Source organism: Bradyrhizobium elkanii USDA 76 (genome assembly GCF_023278185.1).
Classification (GTDB): Bacteria; Pseudomonadota; Alphaproteobacteria; order Rhizobiales; family Xanthobacteraceae; genus Bradyrhizobium; species Bradyrhizobium elkanii.
Map to the genome: position 1 here is coordinate 8,168,893 of NZ_CP066356.1, position 19,050 is coordinate 8,187,942.

17 protein-coding genes are annotated in these 19,050 nt (G+C 65.2%); 3 read left to right on the plus strand and 14 right to left on the minus strand.

Annotated features, from left to right (window positions below; all coding sequences use genetic code 11):
- Window positions 1-146 precede the first annotated feature (146 nt).
- Window positions 147-1,538: an oligosaccharide flippase family protein gene (locus tag JEY66_RS38700; RefSeq protein WP_026192188.1), complete on the plus strand. Its 1,392-nt coding sequence runs from the start codon at window positions 147-149 to the stop codon at window positions 1,536-1,538.
- An 84-nt stretch (window positions 1,539-1,622) separates the two neighbouring features.
- On the opposite strand, the gene JEY66_RS38705 is transcribed toward JEY66_RS38700, so the two are convergent.
- The 14 genes from JEY66_RS38705 to cysG all read right to left on the minus strand — a co-directional run bounded on the left by JEY66_RS38705 (window position 1,623) and on the right by cysG (window position 15,991).
- Window positions 1,623-2,804, minus strand: a complete 1,182-nt coding sequence (locus tag JEY66_RS38705) for an MFS transporter (protein WP_018269628.1) — start codon at window positions 2,802-2,804, stop codon at window positions 1,623-1,625.
- 24 nt (window positions 2,805-2,828) lie between these two features.
- Complete coding sequence (locus JEY66_RS38710) at window positions 2,829-4,220, minus strand: FAD-binding oxidoreductase (protein ID WP_018269627.1); 1,392 nt, start codon at window positions 4,218-4,220, stop codon at window positions 2,829-2,831.
- Window positions 4,221-4,423: 203 nt separating this feature from the next.
- A complete protein-coding gene (locus JEY66_RS38715) occupies window positions 4,424-5,212 on the minus strand; it encodes a 3-hydroxybutyrate dehydrogenase (protein WP_016845204.1) in 789 nt (262 codons plus the stop codon).
- A gap of 12 nt (window positions 5,213-5,224) precedes the next feature.
- Window positions 5,225-6,409 carry a DUF3734 domain-containing protein gene (locus JEY66_RS38720; RefSeq protein ID WP_016845205.1) on the minus strand — a complete coding sequence of 395 codons (1,185 nt, stop codon included), beginning with the start codon at window positions 6,407-6,409 and terminating at the stop codon, window positions 5,225-5,227.
- A gap of 163 nt (window positions 6,410-6,572) precedes the next feature.
- On the minus strand, window positions 6,573-7,070 hold the full coding sequence (locus JEY66_RS38725) for a CAP domain-containing protein (RefSeq protein WP_016845206.1): 498 nt from the start codon (window positions 7,068-7,070) through the stop codon (window positions 6,573-6,575).
- A gap of 197 nt (window positions 7,071-7,267) precedes the next feature.
- Window positions 7,268-8,317 (minus strand): sulfate/molybdate ABC transporter ATP-binding protein, encoded by a 1,050-nt coding sequence (locus JEY66_RS38730; RefSeq protein WP_018269626.1) that lies wholly within the window; start codon window positions 8,315-8,317, stop codon window positions 7,268-7,270.
- Entirely contained in the window at window positions 8,307-9,269 is a 963-nt protein-coding gene (gene cysW / locus JEY66_RS38735) for a sulfate ABC transporter permease subunit CysW (protein WP_018269625.1), read from the minus strand. Before cysW ends, JEY66_RS38730 begins: the two co-directional genes overlap by 11 nt.
- A gap of 10 nt (window positions 9,270-9,279) precedes the next feature.
- Window positions 9,280-10,086, minus strand: a complete 807-nt coding sequence (gene cysT, locus JEY66_RS38740) for a sulfate ABC transporter permease subunit CysT (RefSeq protein ID WP_026192186.1) — start codon at window positions 10,084-10,086, stop codon at window positions 9,280-9,282.
- Window positions 10,087-10,136: 50 nt separating this feature from the next.
- On the minus strand, window positions 10,137-11,126 hold the full coding sequence (locus tag JEY66_RS38745) for a sulfate ABC transporter substrate-binding protein (RefSeq protein ID WP_018269624.1): 990 nt from the start codon (window positions 11,124-11,126) through the stop codon (window positions 10,137-10,139).
- 204 nt (window positions 11,127-11,330) lie between these two features.
- Window positions 11,331-12,059, minus strand: a complete 729-nt coding sequence (locus JEY66_RS38750; RefSeq protein ID WP_026192185.1) for a phosphoadenylyl-sulfate reductase — start codon at window positions 12,057-12,059, stop codon at window positions 11,331-11,333.
- Window positions 12,056-12,571 (minus strand): DUF934 domain-containing protein, encoded by a 516-nt coding sequence (locus JEY66_RS38755; RefSeq protein WP_016845212.1) that lies wholly within the window; start codon window positions 12,569-12,571, stop codon window positions 12,056-12,058. Before JEY66_RS38755 ends, JEY66_RS38750 begins: the two co-directional genes overlap by 4 nt.
- Window positions 12,558-14,213 (minus strand): nitrite/sulfite reductase, encoded by a 1,656-nt coding sequence (locus JEY66_RS38760; RefSeq protein WP_016845213.1) that lies wholly within the window; start codon window positions 14,211-14,213, stop codon window positions 12,558-12,560. The genes JEY66_RS38755 and JEY66_RS38760 overlap by 14 nt, the downstream gene beginning before the upstream one ends.
- Window positions 14,214-14,225: 12 nt before the next feature.
- Window positions 14,226-14,543, minus strand: a complete 318-nt coding sequence (locus tag JEY66_RS38765; RefSeq protein ID WP_016845214.1) for a DUF2849 domain-containing protein — start codon at window positions 14,541-14,543, stop codon at window positions 14,226-14,228.
- A complete protein-coding gene (gene cysG / locus JEY66_RS38770) occupies window positions 14,540-15,991 on the minus strand; it encodes a siroheme synthase CysG (RefSeq protein ID WP_018269622.1) in 1,452 nt (483 codons plus the stop codon). Before cysG ends, JEY66_RS38765 begins: the two co-directional genes overlap by 4 nt.
- Before the next feature lie 247 nt (window positions 15,992-16,238).
- On the opposite strand from cysG, the gene cysD reads away from it, so the two are divergent.
- Both cysD and cysC read left to right on the plus strand, forming a co-directional pair.
- Window positions 16,239-17,033 (plus strand): sulfate adenylyltransferase subunit CysD, encoded by a 795-nt coding sequence (gene cysD / locus JEY66_RS38775; protein ID WP_016845216.1) that lies wholly within the window; start codon window positions 16,239-16,241, stop codon window positions 17,031-17,033.
- Between the two features lie 63 nt (window positions 17,034-17,096).
- Window positions 17,097-19,016, plus strand: coding sequence for an adenylyl-sulfate kinase (cysC, locus tag JEY66_RS38780; protein ID WP_016845217.1), 1,920 nt, complete (start codon window positions 17,097-17,099; stop codon window positions 19,014-19,016).
- Window positions 19,017-19,050: the final 34 nt, after the last annotated feature.

A 19,050-nucleotide genomic window follows, 5' to 3' on the forward strand; every position in this document is an offset into this window, starting at 1 on the left:
GCGCACCAACTGTTCCCCGTGGTTATGGATCCCGGCTTTCGCCGGGATGACGCAAGATGGGAACACGCCTCGCCGAACCCAATCTTAACGTTTCGTTGATAGATCGGGGCCATTGCCGCCGTGCGGCGCTTTAGGAATTTTCCGCCTTGGCTGTGATGGAGACACAATCCGCAACCTCAGCGCCATTGGGCCGGGTCGCACGCCTGCGTGACCTCGCCGCGCGCGCTCTCGGCGGCACCAAGGAGGCGTCGGTCACCAAGCGCCTCGCCGGCATGATCTTCGCCATCCGCGTCATCAGCGCCGCGATCGCCTATCTCGCGCAGATCCTGCTGGCGCGCTGGATGAGCGGCTCGGACTACGGCATCTATGTCTATGTCTGGACCTGGGTGCTGCTGCTCGGCAGCACCATGGATTTCGGCATCGCGCCCTCCGCGCAGAAGATCATTCCGGAATACCGCGCGCGTGGCGACCTCGCGGCGCTGCGTGGGTTCCTCTCCGGCGGCCGCTGGGTGGTGCTGGCGACGTCCAGCATGGTCGCGCTGCTGCTCGCCGGCCTGATCCACCTCGCCTCGCCCTGGATCGACCCCAACGCGGTGGTGCCGCTCTACATCGGCTGCCTGACCTTGCCGCCCTTCGTCGTCGCCAACACCCAGGACGGCATCTCCCGCGCACATGACTGGATGCAGCTCGGCCTGATGCCGCAGTTCATCGTGCGGCAGGGGCTGATCATCGCGCTGACCGCCGGCGCGCTGGCGCTCGGCCTCAATCTCGGCGCCACCGCGGCGATGATCGCGAGCGCCGCCGCGGTGTACATCGCGGCGATCGGCCAGATGGTCGTGCTCAACCGCCGCCTCACCGCCCATCTCGGCGTGGGCGAGAAGAGCTACGACGTCAAGGGCTGGTTCGCGATCTCGCTGCCGATCATGCTGGTCGAGAGCTTCTATCTCCTGCTCGGCTACACCGACGTGCTGATGCTGCAGCAGTTCCGCTCGCCCGAGGAGGTCGGCATCTATTTCGCCGTGGTGAAGACGCTGGCGCTGGTGTCGTTCGTGCACTACGCGATGGCGGCGACGACGGCGCACCGCTTCGCCGAATACAACGCGATCGGCGACAAGGACCGCCTGTCGGCGTATGTCGCACACGCCATCAGCTGGACGTTCTGGCCCTCGCTGCTCGCGACCGTCGCCCTGCTGGCGTTCGGCAAGCCGCTGCTGTGGCTGTTCGGCCCGAAATTCGTCGACGGCTACAGCATCATGTTCGTCGCCGCGATCGGGCTTGTGGTGCGCTCGGCGATCGGGCCGGTCGAGCGGCTGTTGAACATGCTCGGCCACCAGAGCATCTGCGCCACGGCCTATGCGGTGTCGTTCCTGATGAATGTCGGGCTCTGCATCGCCCTCGTCCCCCGCTACGGCGGCATGGGCGCCGCCGCCTCGACCTCGCTGTCGCTGACCTTCGAGACGATCCTCTTGTTCTATGTGGTGCGCTCACGCCTCGGGCTGCACGTGCTGGCGTTCGGCAGGCGGCGGCCGGCGTCATAGCATTCCGCCGGGCGCGGCATAATGCGATGGCATGCCCGCCGCCGGACTGGAAAACCTGCCTGACCGCGTTCAGCCTTGCGCCTGTCAGGCGCGCCTGATGTCTGCCTGCTGCCAATGGTGGCCGGCAACCATGCGGCGGAAGAACCACAGCACGGCCGGGCAAGCCAGGAGCACGGCGGCGCCGAAGTCGAGCGCCGCGCTGGCGGAGCCGACCGAGGTGGAGAGCTTTCCTCCGATCGCAGGTCCGGCCAGCATGCCGGCGTAGAAGACGGTATAAAATATTCCCATTCCGATCGGCCGCGTCTTCTGCTCGAGCACACGCGCAGGCAGGCTCATGATTGGACCGGCAGGCAGGCCGCAGAGGATTCCAAGAGCAATGACGACGGGAAACACCGTGCCGCTGCGCGACAGGAGCAGTGTCAGGAGCGCGAAGGCGATGCAGCCCGTGACCAGGATCACCTCGCCGCGCCTCGTCCGATCGGCGAGGAAGCCGCCCAACGGCACCGAAAGGGCGGCGAGCCAGAGCACGATACTGATGGTTGATCCGGCTGCGGCGCCCGACCAGCCCTGCTCGACAAGCATCGACGGACCGAAACTGAAGATCATCGCAAAACCGATGTTGTAGAGACACCAGATCAGGCCGGCGGCAATCACGGCGCAGATCGTGTCGGCGGTCAGGCTGCTGCGCTCCCCTTCAACCGCGACCGCCGCATCCGGCGCGCGATAAACCAGAGCAATGAGGCCAAGACCGATCAGGATCACCCCGGCGACGGCAAGATTGACGGCATGGAGGCCGAGCGTGGCTCCGATTGCCGGCAACAGCATGAGAGCGACTGCGATGCCGGCCGGCCACGAGTTGATGAAAATGGCCATCGCGGTGGCGATTTCCCGGCCGGCAAACCAGTCCGCGACCATCTTGGTCATCAGAACGTTCAGGAGGACGCCGCCGATGCCGGCAGTCAGTCGGCCCGCGATCTGCACGCTCCACGACGTCGACGTGGTCATCAGCAATTCGCCCACCAGCATCATCAGGAGACCGGCAAGGACCACCACCTTGTCGCCATAGCGGCGGCCGATCGCGCCGCCAGGCAAGGCAAGCAAGGCGCCCGGCGCAAAGTAGAGCCCGATCAGGACGCCGATATCGGCCAGGCTCGCGCCCAGACCCTGGCTGAGCTGCGGCGCGATGGCCGCGACGCTCTGAAACTGAAAGGCGATGGTGGCACGAGCGACGAACAGAGCGGCAAGAATGGTCCAGCGGCTTCGCATTTGGATTTTCTCCGATGCCCTGAACTATGTTGTCGGCTTGATATTCTGGTTCAGGCGGAAGAAATTCGTCGGATCGTATTTGTTCTTGAGCGCGACAAGACGTGCGTAATTTTCGCCATAGGCGTCACGCACCCGGTCTTCGCCCTCATCCCCCAGGTTGTTGGCATAGACGCCGCCGGTCGAATAGGGCCTGACGGCACTCCACAGCTCGCGCGCCCAACGCATGTTCGCCTCGTCACCGGCCGGATCGTCCCAGATCGCGACCGGAAAGCAGTCGAACGCCGCATCGCGGTTTGCGTAAGGCGAGTTCGATACCGGAACCCGTGCAATTGCGCCGCCGACATGCTGGAGGACCAGCAAGGACGAGGTGTTGGGGGCTCTCGCATAGGCGTCGAGCAGCGCGTCGATCGCGCCCGCACCGATTTCGCGCAGGAACTGCGCCTTCCAGTAATAGCGACGTCCCCGCGGAAACAGGGCATCGCCACCCGACTGAATCTCGAGATAGGGGACGGTTGCGAGGCGCGTCTCGAGGGGCGAGCCGAACTTGACGATCGGCGAAAGGGCGCGCTCGCCGTCACGATGCGAGCCGACGTAGCAACCGGAGATGTTGAAGAACCGGTCGCCCGACGGCAGCGTCACAAGGGCCGCATCGACGTTGACCTCATCGGCAGCGTTTCGCGCGAATTCATCGTAGAACTGCATGGCCTCGCGCGCCCGATCGTAAAGATAAAGCGTCGACGCGACCGGCAACGACGTGCCGATCGGATGCAACCGGTATTCGAACGCAGTTACGATGCCGAAATTGCCGCCGCCGCCTTTCAAGCCCCAGAGCAGGTCGGGGTGTTCGGTCGCGCTGGCCCTTAGGACCTGTCCCTCGGCTGTCACCACTTCGGCGGCAATCAGGTTGTCGCAGGTCAATCCGAATTTTCGCCCGAGCTTGCCGAAGCCGCCGCCAAGCGTGAGCCCGGCGATGCCGGTGTCGCTGTTGACGCCCATGGTGGTCGCGAGGCCGTGCGCCTGCGTGGCACGATCGAATTCGCCGAGATCGAGGCCGGCCTCCGCGCGCGCGGTGCGTCGGACCGGATCGACGTCGATGCGCTTCATCCGCGACAGGTCGATGACGATGCCGCCGTCACAGACCGAGAGGCCGGCGACGTTGTGGCCTCCGCTGCGAACGGCCACCGGGAACGTGCGGGACCTCGCGAACGTCACCGCCTCGACCACGTCCCGGGTATCCGCACAGTAGGCGATCATGGCCGGCCGCCTGTCGACGGCACCGTTCCAGACCCTGCGCGCCTCGTCGTAACCGGCGCTCCCGGCGAGGACCACCTGACCCTTGAGCCGTAGCTGGGAGGCGGGCCGAAGCTCGGAATGCGATTTGCCCATCACCTCGTCATCTGGCTGCCGCTGCTCCATCCGATTTGCTCCTCGCTACGAATGCCCATGCCATCATCTCATGGCGTGCCAAATCGTCCTGAATCCGATCGGAAAAAGTTGCGAAATCTCGCCGAAAAAGGGATGGCTCCAGGCGCTGGCGACGATCGCAGCCTCAAAACAAAAGCCGGCCCTGATCCAATCAGGGCCGGCTTGTTCTGAGGCCGCCAAATCGCGCCGGAAAATTACTCCGCGGTCCAGCCGCCGTCGATCGAGTAGTTGGAGCCGGTGATCTGCGCAGCATCGTCGCTGCACAGGAACAGCGCAAGCGCTGCGACCTGATCGGAGGTGACGAACTCCTTGGTCGGCTGCGCGGCGAGCAGCACGTCCTTGATGACCTGCTCCTTGGTCATGTTGCGCGCCTTCATGGTCTCAGGGATCTGGTGCTCGACCAGCGGGGTCCAGACGTAGCCCGGGCTGATGCAGTTGCAGGTGATCTTGTGCTGCGCGAGTTCCAGCGCCACCGTCTTGGTGAGACCGGCAATGCCGTGCTTGGCCGAGACATAGGCCGACTTGAAGGGCGAAGCGACCAGCGAGTGTGCGGAAGCCGTGTTGATGATGCGACCCCAGCCGCGCTTCTTCATGCCGGGCACCGCGGCGCGGATGCCGTAGAACGCCGACGACAGGTTGATCGCGATGATCGCTTCCCACTTCTCCGGCGGGAATTCCTCGATCGGCGACACGAACTGTATGCCGGCATTGTTGACGAGGATGTCGACCGAGCCGAAGGTCTTTTCGCCGAGCGCGATCATGTCGGCGATCTCGGCCGGCTTGGTCATGTCGGCCGGCGAATGCACGGCCTTGACCTTGAAGTCGGTCTCGATGCCGGAACGCTCCTTCTCGATGTCGGCCGGCACGCCCATGCCGTTGAGCACGATATTGGCGCCGGCGCCGGCGAAGGCGCGCGCATAAGCCAATCCGATGCCGCTGGTCGAGCCGGTCACCACGGCGGTCTTGCCTGTCAACGTACCCATTGTTCTTCGCTCCTATCTGCTTGCAGGGGGCTTCGATTCAGGGGGTGTGGGTTCATCCCCCGTGAGGTCGTAAGTCACCATGGTCTCCCCGGACTGCGGCCGTTCTAGCCATTCTTTGTGACGCATCGACAAATGCACGTCGCGGACGCCCGCGCCCCAGTGCTCGACCATCGCAACGTGGGAGAAGTCGTAGTCCTTCGAGGAGCTCTCGTAATTCTTGCTCTTGTAGATCAGGTGAACCACCGTGACGGTGTTCTCCTTGGACGCCTTGCGCAGCAGTTCGACCGACGGATCGTTCTTCAGGTAATCGGGCAGCTTGCCGATCAGGTCGCGCACCGCCATGCGGGCGTTGTGGATCTGCCTGTTCTTGTCGGTGTTCATCCGCGTCCGGCTGGAATAGCGGATGTCCTTCTCGCGCTCGGCGGCCTCCAGCAGCGTCTCCGGCAACGGCCCGCGCGCGCTGAACAGATCGACCTGGAAGATCAGGAGATCGCGGCTGATCTCCTCGTCGAGCACGAAGTCGAGCGGAGTGTTGGAGGCGATGCCGCCGTCCCAGTAATGCTCGCCCTCGATGACGACGGCGGGAAAGCCCGGCGGCAGCGCGCCCGAGGCCATGATGTGCTCGGGGCCTATCTTCTTGCCGAGCTTCCTGAACTCGTAATTGTCGAAATAGCGGAAATTGCCCGAGGTGACGCTGACCGCGCCGACCGACAGGCGCGTCTTCAGATCGTTGATGCGGTCGAAATCGACCAGGCGCTCCAGCGTCTTCTTCAGCGGCGCGGTGTCGTAGTAGCTCAGCGATTGCGAGCTGCCGGGCGGCCACAGCGGTGCCGGCGGAATCCGCGGCGTGAAGAAGCCAGGCACGCCGAAGGTTGCGATAATGGCGGCGCTGGTCTCGTTGAACAGCGAGCGGGCGCGCTCATGGTTGGAGACCGGATTCCACGGCACCGGCGCCGACACTATCTCCCAGAATTCCTTCAGCCGCGGCACGCGCTTGGCCGGCTCGTTGCCGGCGATGATCGCGGCGTTGATGGCGCCGATCGAGATGCCGGCGATCCATTCCGGCTCGAAGCCTGCGTGACAGAGTGCCTGAAAGGCGCCGGCCTGATAGGAGCCGAGCGCGCCGCCGCCCTGAAGAACCAGCACGCGCTGCGCTTGCGCGGGCGTCGAGGCCGGCGCGGAATCCGAAGTATCCATTCGTAACCGTTGGGTCAGGAAATGACTTGAGCCGCACCGTGGCGGCTGTTCGCCGCGGCGTCAATCAACGAGATGCGGGGCTCTTTGTTTGAGCATGATCTTCCCGGAAAACCGCCTCACACTTTTCCGGATCATGCTCCAGATCACGCGGAATTTATCGAGATCAGGTTGCCGCCAAAATGAGCGTCCAGAACACCTTGTACTTGGTGTTGGGAGCATAGACCGCCGCGATGCCCATTTTTGTGACACCGCCCTTCAGCATGTTGGCCTTGTGCGGCGGTGAATCGCGCCAGCCCGAAAAGGCTTCGGCAAGCGTGTGATAGCCGGCCGAGATGTTCTCGACCGCCACCGTCGCTGGATACCCCCCGGCCTGCAGCCGCTTGCCAAGCGGGGCCTTCACGTCGTGGTCCATCTTGTTGCGGGCGGCCATCGCCTGCGATTGCTGCTCGGCGAGCTTGGTCAGGTCCGGATCCACCACCACGGTACCAAGACCATTGTTCTGGCGGTACTGCGAGAACATGATCGCGGCGGCCTGGCTGTCCAGCACCGCGCCGGGCTGTGCCATGTTGAGATACATGGCCGGTTCTTCCGGGAGTTTGGTGTCGGCGGCGCAGCCGGCAAGCACCAGAAGCCCGAACAGGGCGACCGTCGTCCGTTTCACTTTTGAAAACCCCCAAGGTTGGCCCGCCGTTGTTGCATACCAACCGTGGCTGAATGGTGAACAGGGGCTAACTTTTGGCCATCAAAGGCCACCGACCCCCGGGCCCCGTAGCCCGGATGAAGCCATCTGGCGTGCGTTCGCGCGACCCGTTGGGGCTTCATCCGGGCTACGGGCACTTCACGCAGGGGCTACGGCCCCTACTCCTGGGCGGCAAAGATCCGGTAGCGCCGGGGCTGCAGGGAGACGATTTCGCCGGCCTGGAGCTCGCGATCGCGGGGGGCGTCGATCTCGATCACGGTCTTGCCCTCGCTCCCCGACAGGGCCACCTCGGCGCGCTGGATCGGACCGAACGAACGGACATGTCGGATGGCGCCTTCCAGGGCGCCGGTACCAGCCGGGCCGACCGCCATGTCGTGGCGGCGGACGAACAGTTTTGCCGCGCCCGACGCCGCGCCCAAAGCCGGAATGTTCAGGGGACGGCCGTCCAGCCGCACCGCATCGCCGGCGACGTCGACCGGCAGCACGATGGATTCGCCGATGAAGCCGTGCACGAAGGCGGTCGCCGGATTGTCATAGACCTCGCCGGGCGAACCGACCTGCTCGATCTTGCCCTTGTCCATCACCACGACGCGGTTGGCGACTTCGAGCGCTTCTTCCTGGTCATGGGTGACGAAGATCGAGGTGACGTGGATCTCGTTGTGCAGCGAGCGCAGCCATTGCCTGAGCTCCTTGCGCACCTTGGCATCGAGCGCGCCGAACGGCTCGTCGAGCAACAGGATCCGCGGCTCGATCGCGAGCGCGCGCGCCAGCGCAATGCGCTGGCGCTGGCCGCCGGACAATTGGCTGGGATAGCGGTTGGCCAGCCAATCGAGCTGCACCAGGTCGAGCAGGTTCTTGACGCGGGCGCGGATCGTCGCCTCGTCCTTGCGGATCGCGCGCGGCTGCACGCGCAGGCCGAAGGCGACGTTCTCGAACACCGTCATGTGGCGGAACAGCGCGTAGTGCTGGAACACGAAGCCGACCTGACGCTCGCTGGCGCCGCGCGAGAGCGCATTCTCGCCGTCGATCGCGACCTCGCCCGAGTCAGGCCAGTCCAGGCCCGCGATGATGCGCAGCAGCGTCGTCTTGCCGGAACCGGACGGGCCGAGCAGGGCCAGCAACTCGCCGTCGGCGACCTTGAGATCGACATTGTCGAGCGCGGCAAAGCTGCCGAACGTCTTTACGATATTCCTGACTTCAATCGCCATTGGGCACCTCTGCCTCGTCGAGCCGCCGCTCGAGAACGGTCTTCGCCACCAGGGTGATCAGCGCCAGCATCGCGAGCAGCGACGCGATCGCGAACGAGGCGACGAACTGGTATTCGTTGTAGAGAATTTCGACCAAGAGCGGCATCGTGTTGGTCTCGCCGCGGATGTGGCCGGAGACGACCGACACCGCGCCGAACTCGCCCATCGCGCGCGCGTTGCAGAGCAGGACGCCGTACAGCAGGCCCCATTTGATGTTGGGCAGCGTGACGCGGAAGAAGGTCTGCAGGCCGGAGGCGCCGAGCGAGATCGCCGCCTCCTCTTCCTGGGTGCCCTGCTCCTGCATCAGCGGGATCAGCGCGCGCGCCACGAAGGGGAAAGTGACGAAGATCGTCGCCAGCGCGATGCCGGGCACCGCGAACAGGATGTGGACGTTATGCGCCTGCAGCCACGGCCCGAAATAGCCCTGCGCGCCGAACAGCAGCACGAAGACCAGGCCCGAAATCACCGGCGAGACCGAGAACGGCAGGTCGATCAGCGTGATCAGGAAGGTCTTGCCGGTGAACTCGAACTTCGAGATCGCCCAGGCCGCGATCACGCCGAACACGAGATTGAGCGTGACCGAGATCGCGGCGATCAACAGCGTCAGCTTGATGGCGGCGAGCGCCTCGGGCTCCGCCAGCGCCGCGAGATACGCGCCGATCCCCTTCGAGAAGGCCGACGCAAACACCACGACCAGCGGCAGCACGACGAAGATGCTGAGGAAGGCGATCGCCAGCGCGATGATGATGAAGCGGACCGGGCCGGGCTCGGTGCGCAGATTGCGCTGCGCCGTCCCCGGCTCCGCGCGCGCGATCTCGAGCCGCGGCGCCGGCGCCGCCACGCTGACATCGGTCGCGGGTGCGTAGGTCCGCAGTTGCGTGGTCGAGGTCACCAATCCCGTCTGCATCGACATCTTTGAGACCTCAATGCACGGGGATGCGGGCTTGCGCCCAGCGCTGCAGCCGGTTGATCAGGAAGATGATCAGGAACGAGGCCACCAGCATCACGACCGCGATCGCGGTGGCATCGGCATAGCGGAATTCGGACAGCCGGATCACGATCAACAGCGGCGCGATCTCGGAGACATTGGGCAGATTGCCCGCGATGAAGATCACCGAGCCGTATTCACCGATGGCGCGGGCAAAGGCCAGCGCGAAGCCGGTGAGCAGCGCCGGAATCAAACTCGGCAGGATGACGCGAAACACCGTGTGCCAGCGATTGGCGCCCAGGCTCGCCGCCGCCTCCTCGATCTCGGGATCGAGATCGATCAGCACCGGCTGCACCGTGCGCACCACGAACGGAATGCCGATGAAGATCATCGCGATGAAGATGCCGATCGGCGTGAACGCGACCTTGATGCCGAGCTCGGCGAGCGGCGCGCCGAGCCAGCCCTTCTGGGCGAACAGCTGCGTCAGCGCAACGCCAGCGACCGCCGTCGGCAAGGCAAAGGGAATATCGACGATGGCATCGAACAGCCGCCGGCCCGGAAAACGGTAGCGCACCAGCGCCCAGACGATGATGGTGCCCATCACCAGGTTGACGCAGGCGGCCGCAAACGAAAGCCCAAACGAAACCTTCAGGGCGTTCAGGGTGCGGCGGCTGGTGATGATGCCCCAGAACTGGTCGAGGCTGAGCTCGAACGTCTTGAGGAACAGCGCGGCCAGCGGAATCAGGATGATGACGGAGAGCCATGTCAGGGTCAGTCCCATGGTGAGACCGAACCCCGGCAGGGTACTGCGCCGTGCAACCGCTGTGCTCACATATCCCCCTGATAATCCGATCAGTTCTTGTAGATCTGATCGAAGATGCCGCCCTCGGCGAAGTGCTCCTTCTGGGCCTTGGTCCAACCACCGAAAACGTCGTCGATGGTGAAAAGTTCAACCTTGGCGAAGGATTTTTCGTACTCCTTGGCGATCTCGGGATCGCGCGGCCGGTAGGAGTTGCGCGCGGCGATCTCCTGGCCTTCCTTGGTGTACCAGTACTTCAGATAGGCCTCGGCCACGGCGCGGGTGCCCTTCTTGTCGGCGACCTTGTCGACCACGGCGACCGGCGGCTCGGCGAGAATCGACTGGGGCGGGGCCACGATCTCGAACTTGTCCGCGCCGAATTCGCGCAGCGCCAGAAAAGCTTCGTTCTCCCACGCCAGCAGCACGTCGCCGACGCCGCGCTCGACGAAGGTGACGGTCGAGCCGCGCGCGCCGGTGTCGAGCACCGGCACGTTCTGATAGAGGTCGGCGACGAATTTCTTCGCCTTGTCGACTGATCCGAACTTCTTCTGCGCATAGCCCCAGGCGGCGAGATAATTCCAGCGCGCGCCGCCCGAGGTCTTCGGGTTCGGCGTGATGACGCTGACGCCGGGCTTGATCAAATCGTCCCAATCCTTGATGCCCTTGGGATTGCCCTTGCGCACCAGGAACACGATGGTCGAGGTGTAGGGCGAGGCGTTGAGCGGCAGCCGCTTCTGCCAGTCGGCGGCGATCAGGCCCTTGCCCGCGATCGCATCGATGTCATAGGCGAGCGCCAGCGTGACGACATCGGCCTGCAATCCGTCGATCACCGAGCGCGCCTGCGAGCCGGAGCCGCCATGCGACTGCTTGATCTCGACGCTCTTGCCGGTTTCCTTCTGGTAGGCCGCGGCGAACGCCTTGTTGAAATCGATATAGAGCTCGCGCGTCGGATCGTACGACACGTTCAGCAGCGAATAGTCGGCCGCAAAAGCCGAGCTCGCCCACAACAGTCCCGCGACCAGCGGCAGGATACGACGGATCATTTCTGTCTCCATTCAACCTGAGAAATGTCAGGGAACACGCAAGACATAACTCACGGCGAAGTGGTCTTAAGTCAACGAAACCGGTTTTCTTTGTTTTCGGCGGCGCAGCGCGCTTGTGCTACGAAGTCGCCGCACTGCGAAGGCTTTGTCGCGTCGCCAAATCGCGATGAACCGTCATCGCGATCGAGCGCCCTGCTCCATGCCCTATGACATCTTCATCGTATGGATGCCGCATTCCGTCTTGGCCCGGCCGCGCCACCGGCCGTCGCGCGCATCCTCGCCGGCAGCGGACCGGCTGCTGCAAGGCATACACCCGACCGACTGATATCCCGATGCGACAAGTGGATGCGGCGGCAGTCTGCCGAGCGTGTAGATCGCCTCGATCTCCTCGCGCGAGACATTGGCGAACGGATTGAATTTCAGCCTGACGCCGTCATCCTCGACAACCGGGATGTCAGCGCGCGCCCCGCCCTGGAAACGCTTGCGGCCGTTGATCCAGCCGGCGAACGGCTTCAGCGCACGCGCCAGCGGCTCGACCTTGCGGATGCGGCAGCAGGCGTCGGGATCGGTGAACCACAGCTCGCGGTCCGGATCCTGGCGCGACAGCGCTTCCTCATCGGGCTTGATCGAGCGCACGTCGGTGAGGCCGAGCGTTTTGATCAGCGTGTCGCGATAAGCCAGCGTCTCCTCGAACAGCCAGCCGGTATCGAGAAACACGACCGGGATCGCCGGATCGACATCCGCCATCACCTTGAGCAGCGCGGCGGATTCAGTACCGAACGACGACACCAGCGCCACCTTCTCGCGGCCGAGCGTCCTGACCGCGGCCGCGATCACCTCGGCGGGCGAGGCCGTGCGCAGCGCGCGATCGAGCGCATCGGCCGCGGGCAATGCGGCCGGCGCCACTGCGAGCTCTGGTGCAAGCGTGCTCACTGGCCGGCGCTCTCCGAGTGCCGCAGCTGCATGCGGCGGTTGAGTGCGGTGACGCGGCCGTCGCCGGTCGGCTGGTAGAACACCGAATAGCGCTTCATGGTCGCGGCGAACGCGTCGGCATCGGCATCCTTCTTCACTTCGAAGGCGTCGAAGCCGGCGCGCGTCATGAACACGAACTGGTCGCGCAGGATCTGGCCGGTGGCGCGCAGCTCGCCGTCATAGCCGTAACGCTCGCGCAGCAGGCGCGCCTGGCTGTAGGCGCGGCCGTCGCGGAAGGTCGGAAACACCAGCGCGACCGAGGCCAGCCGATCGAGATGCGGCACGAGATCGTCGAGATTGCGGTTGTTCGGCCAGATCACCCCTAGCTTGCCGGGACGGCGCAGCAGCGCCTCCGGATCGGCGAGAAAGCGCTCGGCGCTCACCAAAACCGCGCCGTCGCCCGGCAGCTCGGCGCCGTCGGCGACATGCACGAACAGATCGGTGGTGATTCTTCCCTGCTTAACGAGTGGCATAGACCCGCTCCCTGATAGGCTCGACGCCCAGACGCTTCACCGTATCGACGAACAATTCCTCGGGACGGTCGCGCAGCGCGAGATAGGCTTCGACAATGTCTTCGATCACATCGGCGACTTCCGCATAGGGAACGGCCGGGCCGATCAGCGTGCCCAACTGCGCGTTCTCGTCGGCGCGGCCGCCGACCGTGATCTGGTAGAATTCCTCGCCGTTCTTCTCGACGCCGAGAATGCCGATGTGGCCGACATGGTGATGGCCGCAGGCATTGATGCAGCCGGAGATGTTGATGTGCAGCCGGCCGATCAGGTCGGCGGTGTCGTGGTTGGCGAAACGCCGCGTCAGCTCCTGCGCGATCGGGATCGAGCGCGCATTGGCCAGCGAGCAGTAATCCAGCCCGGGGCAAGCGATGATGTCGGTGACGAGGTTGACGTTCGGCGTCGCGAGGCCGAGGCGATCGAGCGCCTTGAACAGCTGCGGCAGGTCGCGCTTGGCGACGTGCGGCAGCGCGAGGTTCTGCTCGTGGCCGACACGGATCTCGCCGAACGAATATTTGTCGGCGAGATCGGCGACCGCGTCCATCTGCTCCGCGGTGGCATCGCCCGGAGGGCCACCGACCGGCTTCAGCGACAGCGTCACGATCGAATAACCCTGCACCTTGTGCGGCGCGACCGAGTTCTTGCGCCAGCGCTCGAACAGCGGATCATGCGCGGCCTGCTTCAGCTCGTCCGGCATGTGCGGCAGCTTCTCGTAGGGCGGATAGGAGAAGCGCGAGCGGACCTCCTCGATGGCGGCATGATCGAGCGTCAGCCCGACATCGCCCATCGCCTTCCACTCCTCCTCGACTTCCTTGGCGAACTTCTCGATGCCGAGCTCGTGCACCAGGATCTTGATGCGCGCCTTGTAGATGTTGTCGCGGCGACCGTACTGGTTGTAGACGCGCAGGATCGCCTCGACATAGCTCAGGATGTCGCGGCCGTGCACGAACGACTTGATGGTCTTGGCGATGAACGGCGTGCGGCCGAGGCCGCCGCCGACCAGCACCTCGAAACCGGTCTCGCCGTCGGCGTTCTTGTGCAGCCGCAACCCGATGTCGTGGATCTTGATCGCGGCGCGGTCGTGCTCGGAGGCGGTGATCGCGATCTTGAACTTGCGCGGCAGGAACGAGAATTCCGGATGCAGCGTGGTGTGCTGGCGCAGGATCTCCGACCAGATGCGCGGATCCTCGATCTCGCCGGGCGCGACGCCGGCCCACTGGTCCGAGGTGACGTTGCGCATGTTGTTGCCGGAGGTCTGCATCGCATGGATGCCGACTTCCGCAAGATCGGCCAGCGCGTCGGGCAGCTCGGCGAGCTTGATCCAGTTGAACTGGATGTTCTGCCGCGTGGTGAAGTGGCCGTAGCCGCGATCGTAGCGGCGCGCCACATGGGCGAGCCGGCGCAGCTGCTTCGACGACAGCGTGCCGTAGGGGATCGCGACGCGGAACATGTAGGCGTGCAGCTGCAGGTACACGCCGTTCTGCAAGCGCAGGATCTTGAATTCGTCCTCGGTGAGCTCGCCGGAAAGGCGGCGTTTCACCTGGTCGCGGAATTCCGAAACACGCTCGTTGATCAGCGTGCGGTCGAGTTCGTCATATGCATACATGATGGATGAGCCTTACGCCGGCACCTGAAGATCGATCGTGACGCCCTTGGCGCGGATGTGTTCGCGGAGATTGCCCGGCTTAAGCTTGCCGCCGTCCTTGAGCTCGACCGGCGCGATGTAGGGGCCGACCGCGCCGACGTCGTCGGCGGTGGCTTCGGCCAAAAGCGCGCGCGCGGCGTCGGAGGTGCTGACGACAGCGGAATCGGACAGTTCGGTGGACCAGCCTTGCTTGGCGGTTCGGTACACCACGGCACCATCCCAGGTGCGGTTGGCGGTCACCACCGAGGGGCCCGTGATCCTGATTTTCTTCTGTTCAAGCGGAGAGGTCATTCGGCAGCTTTCAGCAGTTCGGAGAACATCTGGTTGGAGAAGAGTTGGGTGACGTTGGACCGGCTCCACGGCGCGGAATGCGCGACCACGTCGCCGATGATGAGAATGGCGGGACCGCCATTGACCTGTTTGACGAGTTCGGGCAGCCGCGCCAGCGTGCCGACCGCGGCCTTGGCATCCGGCCGCGTCACGCGCGCGAACACGCCGACCGGCGTCTCCGGCGAGCGGCCCGCGGCAAGCATGCCTTCGCGGATCGAGGGCGCCGCGGTCATGCCCATATAGACGACGACGGTCATCTTCTTGTCTGTCAGCACCGACCAGTCGACGACCTCGGCATCGCGCGCCTTGTGCGCGGTGAGGAAGGTGATGCGCAGCGCCTCGTGCCTGAAGGTCAGCGGCACCTCGAATTGCGCGGCCGCGCCCAGACCGGCGGAGACGCCCGGAATGATGGAGTAAGCGACGCCGGCGTCGCGCAGCGCCTCGATTTCCTCGCCGCCGCGGCCAAAGATAAAGGAATCGCCGCCCTTCAGCCGCACCGCGCGCTGGCCCGACTGCGCGGCCTCGATCATCAGTGCGTTGATGGCGTCCTGGCCGATGCCGGGCTTGCCGACACGGCGGCCGACCGGGATCCGCGTGGCATCGCGCCGGATGCGGTCGAGAATTTCCGGCGACACCAATTCGTCATAGAACACGACGTCGGCATCCTGCAGCGCGCGCAACGCCTTCACCGTGAGCAGATCCGGATCGCCGGGACCGGCGCCGACCAGCGTCACATGACCGATGGCTTTGCCTTCCGCGCTCGCGCCGGCGAATGCGGCGGGATCGGTGATCGCGTTCAGCGCCCGCTCGGCCTCGTCCTTGCGGCCGGCCAGCACCAGTGCGCCGATCGGGCCGTCGACGATGCGCTCCCAGAAGCGGCGGCGCAGCGGAAACTCTTCGATGCGGGCGTGGATCGATTTGCGGACGCCGCCGATGAAGCCGGCGAGATCGCCGATCCGCGCCGGCAGCACCGCCTCGATCTTCTCGCGAATGCGGCGCGCCACCACCGGCGACGTGCCGCCGGTGCCGACTGCGACCACGACATCGCCGCGATCGACGATCGCCGGCATGATGAAGGTGGAGTGTACGAGGTCGTCCATCACGTTGACCGGCAGGCCGATCGCTTTGGCGCGCACCGACATCGCAACACCGATCTCGCCAGCGCCGGCGCAGAGGACGGCGATGACATCGGAGAGATCGGCGGTGAGCGGATCGCCTTCGGCGCGCTCGATCCGCGCGGCGTCCTCCGCCGTGAGACCGGCAATGTCATGATCGCCGTCGGTTGCGTACCAGCGCACTGCGGCGCCGGCGGCCGCAAGCAGCCGCAGCTTGGCGCGCACGAGGTCGCCCGCTCCAACGAGCAGCACGTTGCCGCTTTGCAGATCCAGAAACACCGGCAGATATCGCATCAGACACTCGCTTCCCCAATTTGGGGGTTGACTGAAATTATTTTCTATTTATCTCTCGATCAAGCCCAGCAAAGAGAAAATTATTTCTTCTCTATTGCAGCGCAACTTTAGAATTTTCAACTCCACAGGCCAAGGCCAAGAGATGCATCTTCTCGACAACGAATCCGTCGCCGCCAGGACGCGGTCCGCAGCCCTTAGCAATGCATCTTCCGTGCCGGGGATTCCTGCCAATCAGGCCCCTCCGTCGATGGATCATCTCGACGAGCTGGAGGCACAGAGCATCTACATCCTGCGCGAGGCGTTCGCCCGGCTGAAGAAGCTCGCGTTGCTGTGGTCGCTCGGCAAGGATTCCAACGTGATGATCTGGCTGGCGCGCAAGGCGTTCTTCGGCCGCGTCCCGTTCCCGGCATTGCACGTCGACACCGGCAAGAAATTTCCGGAGATGTACGCGTTCCGCGACCGCTTCGGAAAGGAATGGGATCTCGACCTGCGCGTCGAACCCTGCCCGCCGATCGACAGCGTCGACCCGACCCTGCCGCCGGCCGCGCGTTCCGCCGCGCGCAAGACCGAGGGGCTGAAGCTCGCGCTCAACAAATTCGGCTTTGACGGATTGATCGCCGGCATCCGCCGCGACGAAGAGGCGACGCGCGCCAAGGAGCGCGTGTTCTCGCCGCGCGGCCTCGAGGGCGAATGGGACGTGCGCGACCAGCCGCCGGAGTTCTGGGACCAGTTCAACGCCTCGCCGCCGCAGGGCGCGCATTTGCGCATCCATCCGATCCTGCATTGGACCGAGGCCGACATCTGGGCCTACACCAAGCGCGAAGGCATTCCGATCATCCCGCTCTATCTCGCCAAGGATGGCAAGCGCTACCGCTCGCTGGGTGATGCCGACATCACCTTCCCGGTCGCCTCCACCGCCGCCAACATCGACGAGATCCTCACCGAGCTCGACGGCACCAAGGTCCCGGAGCGCGCCGGCCGCGCGCTCGACCACGAGACCGAGGATGCGTTCGAGCGGCTGCGCGTCGCCGGCTATCTCTGATCGACACTCGAAGCAACACCTGACTCCAAGCAACTTGGCTTCCCACTTCGTGCGAGCGTTCCGATGAACATGATCCTTCCCACCGCCTCGATCTCGGCAACGCCCAACGGCACGACGCGGCCGCAGGTGCGCATCGTCATCGTCGGTCACGTCGATCACGGCAAGTCGACGCTGGTCGGGCGCCTGCTGCATGAGACCGGCAGCCTGCCGGACGGCAAGCTGGAAATGCTGAAGGCGGTGAGCGCGCGGCGCGGCATGCCGTTCGAGTGGTCGTTCCTGCTCGATGCGCTGCAGACCGAGCGCGACCAGGGCATCACCATCGACACCACTCAGATCCGCTTCCGCACCCGTTCGCGCGACGTCGTGCTGATCGACGCGCCCGGTCACGCAGAGTTCTTGCGCAACATGATCACCGGCGCCTCGCAGGCCGACGGCGCGGTGCTGATCATCGATGCGCTCGAAGGCGTGCGCGACCAGACCAGGCGGCACGGCTATCTCCTGCATCTGCTCGGCGTGAAGCAGGTCGCGGTCGTGGTCAACAAGATGGACCGCGTCGAGTTCAGCGCCGACCGCTTCAAGGAGATCAGCGACGAGATTTCCGCGCATCTGATCGGCCTCGGCGTGACGCCCACGGCGGTGATCCCGATCTCGGCGCGCGACGGCGACGGCGTCGCCGAGCGCACGGCTCGGATCGACTGGTACCAGGGACCGACCGTGGTCGAGGCGCTCGATGCGCTCGAGCCGGCACGCCCGCTGGCCGAGCTGCCGCTGCGGCTGCCGGTGCAGGCGATCTACAAGTTCGACGACCGCCGCATCGTGGCGGGCCGCATCGAGTCCGGCAGCCTGAAGGCCGGCGACGAGATCGTCATCATGCCGACCGGCAAGATCGCGCAGATCAAGACCGTCGAGAGCTGGCCGGTGACGCCGGTCACCGCCCCGCAGGGCGCCGGGCGCTCGGTCGGCATCACGCTCGACCGCGAGCTGTTCCTCGAGCGCGGCGACATCATCGGACATAGCGGGCAGAGTCCGCGCGACACCCGCCGCATCCGCGCCCGGATCTTCTGGCTGCACGACAAGCCGCTGACCAAGGGCGAGCAGATCCTGATCCGGCTCGGCACCAAGGAAAGCCGCGCCACCGTGGTCGCGATCGAGAAGGCGATCGATCCCGGCGCGCTGTCCAACGAAGAGAATACCGCGATCGCACGCAACCATGTCGGCGAGATCGACATCTCGCTGGCGCAGCCGGTTGCTACCGATCCCTACACCGACAATCCGCGCACCGGCCGCCTCGTGATCGAGGTCAACGGCCGTATCGCCGGCGGCGGCCTCGTGCTGTCGGTCGACGCCGGCCGGCCCGCGGTGCCGGTCGATATCGTGCCGGTGGAATCAGCGCTGCGGCCGGACGAGCGCTCGGCGCGCTACCACCACAACGGCGCGGTGATCTGGCTGACCGGCCTGCCCGGCTCGGGCAAGTCGACGCTGGCCCGCGCGCTGGAACGGCGCCTGTTCAGCAATGGCGGCTCGCCGATCCTGCTCGATGGCGACACTGTCCGCGCCGGGCTGAACAGCGATCTCGGCTTCTCGCCGCAAGATCGGGCCGAGAACATCCGCCGCCTCGCCGAAGTCGCGACCCATCTGGCGCGCAACGGCCATATCGCCATCGTCGCCGCGGTGTCGCCATCGACCGCCGACCGTGCGGCAGCGCGCCGTATCGCCGACAGCGCGTTCCGCGAGATCTATGTCGCGACGCCGGCCGAGGTCTGCGAGACCCGCGACCCCAAGGGCCATTACGCCAAGGCCCGCTCCGGCGGATTGCCGTCTTTCACCGGCATCACCAATGACTACCAGCCGCCGACCGGCAATGAACTGACCATCGACACCTCGAACCGCTCGGTCAGCGATGCCACCGACGAGATCGAGCGGATGCTGGCCACGACCGGCATCCTGTTCGACGAACTGACCGATCTCGCGGCGAATATCTGACCTTGGCCAACTGTCGTCGCCCGGCTCGACCGGG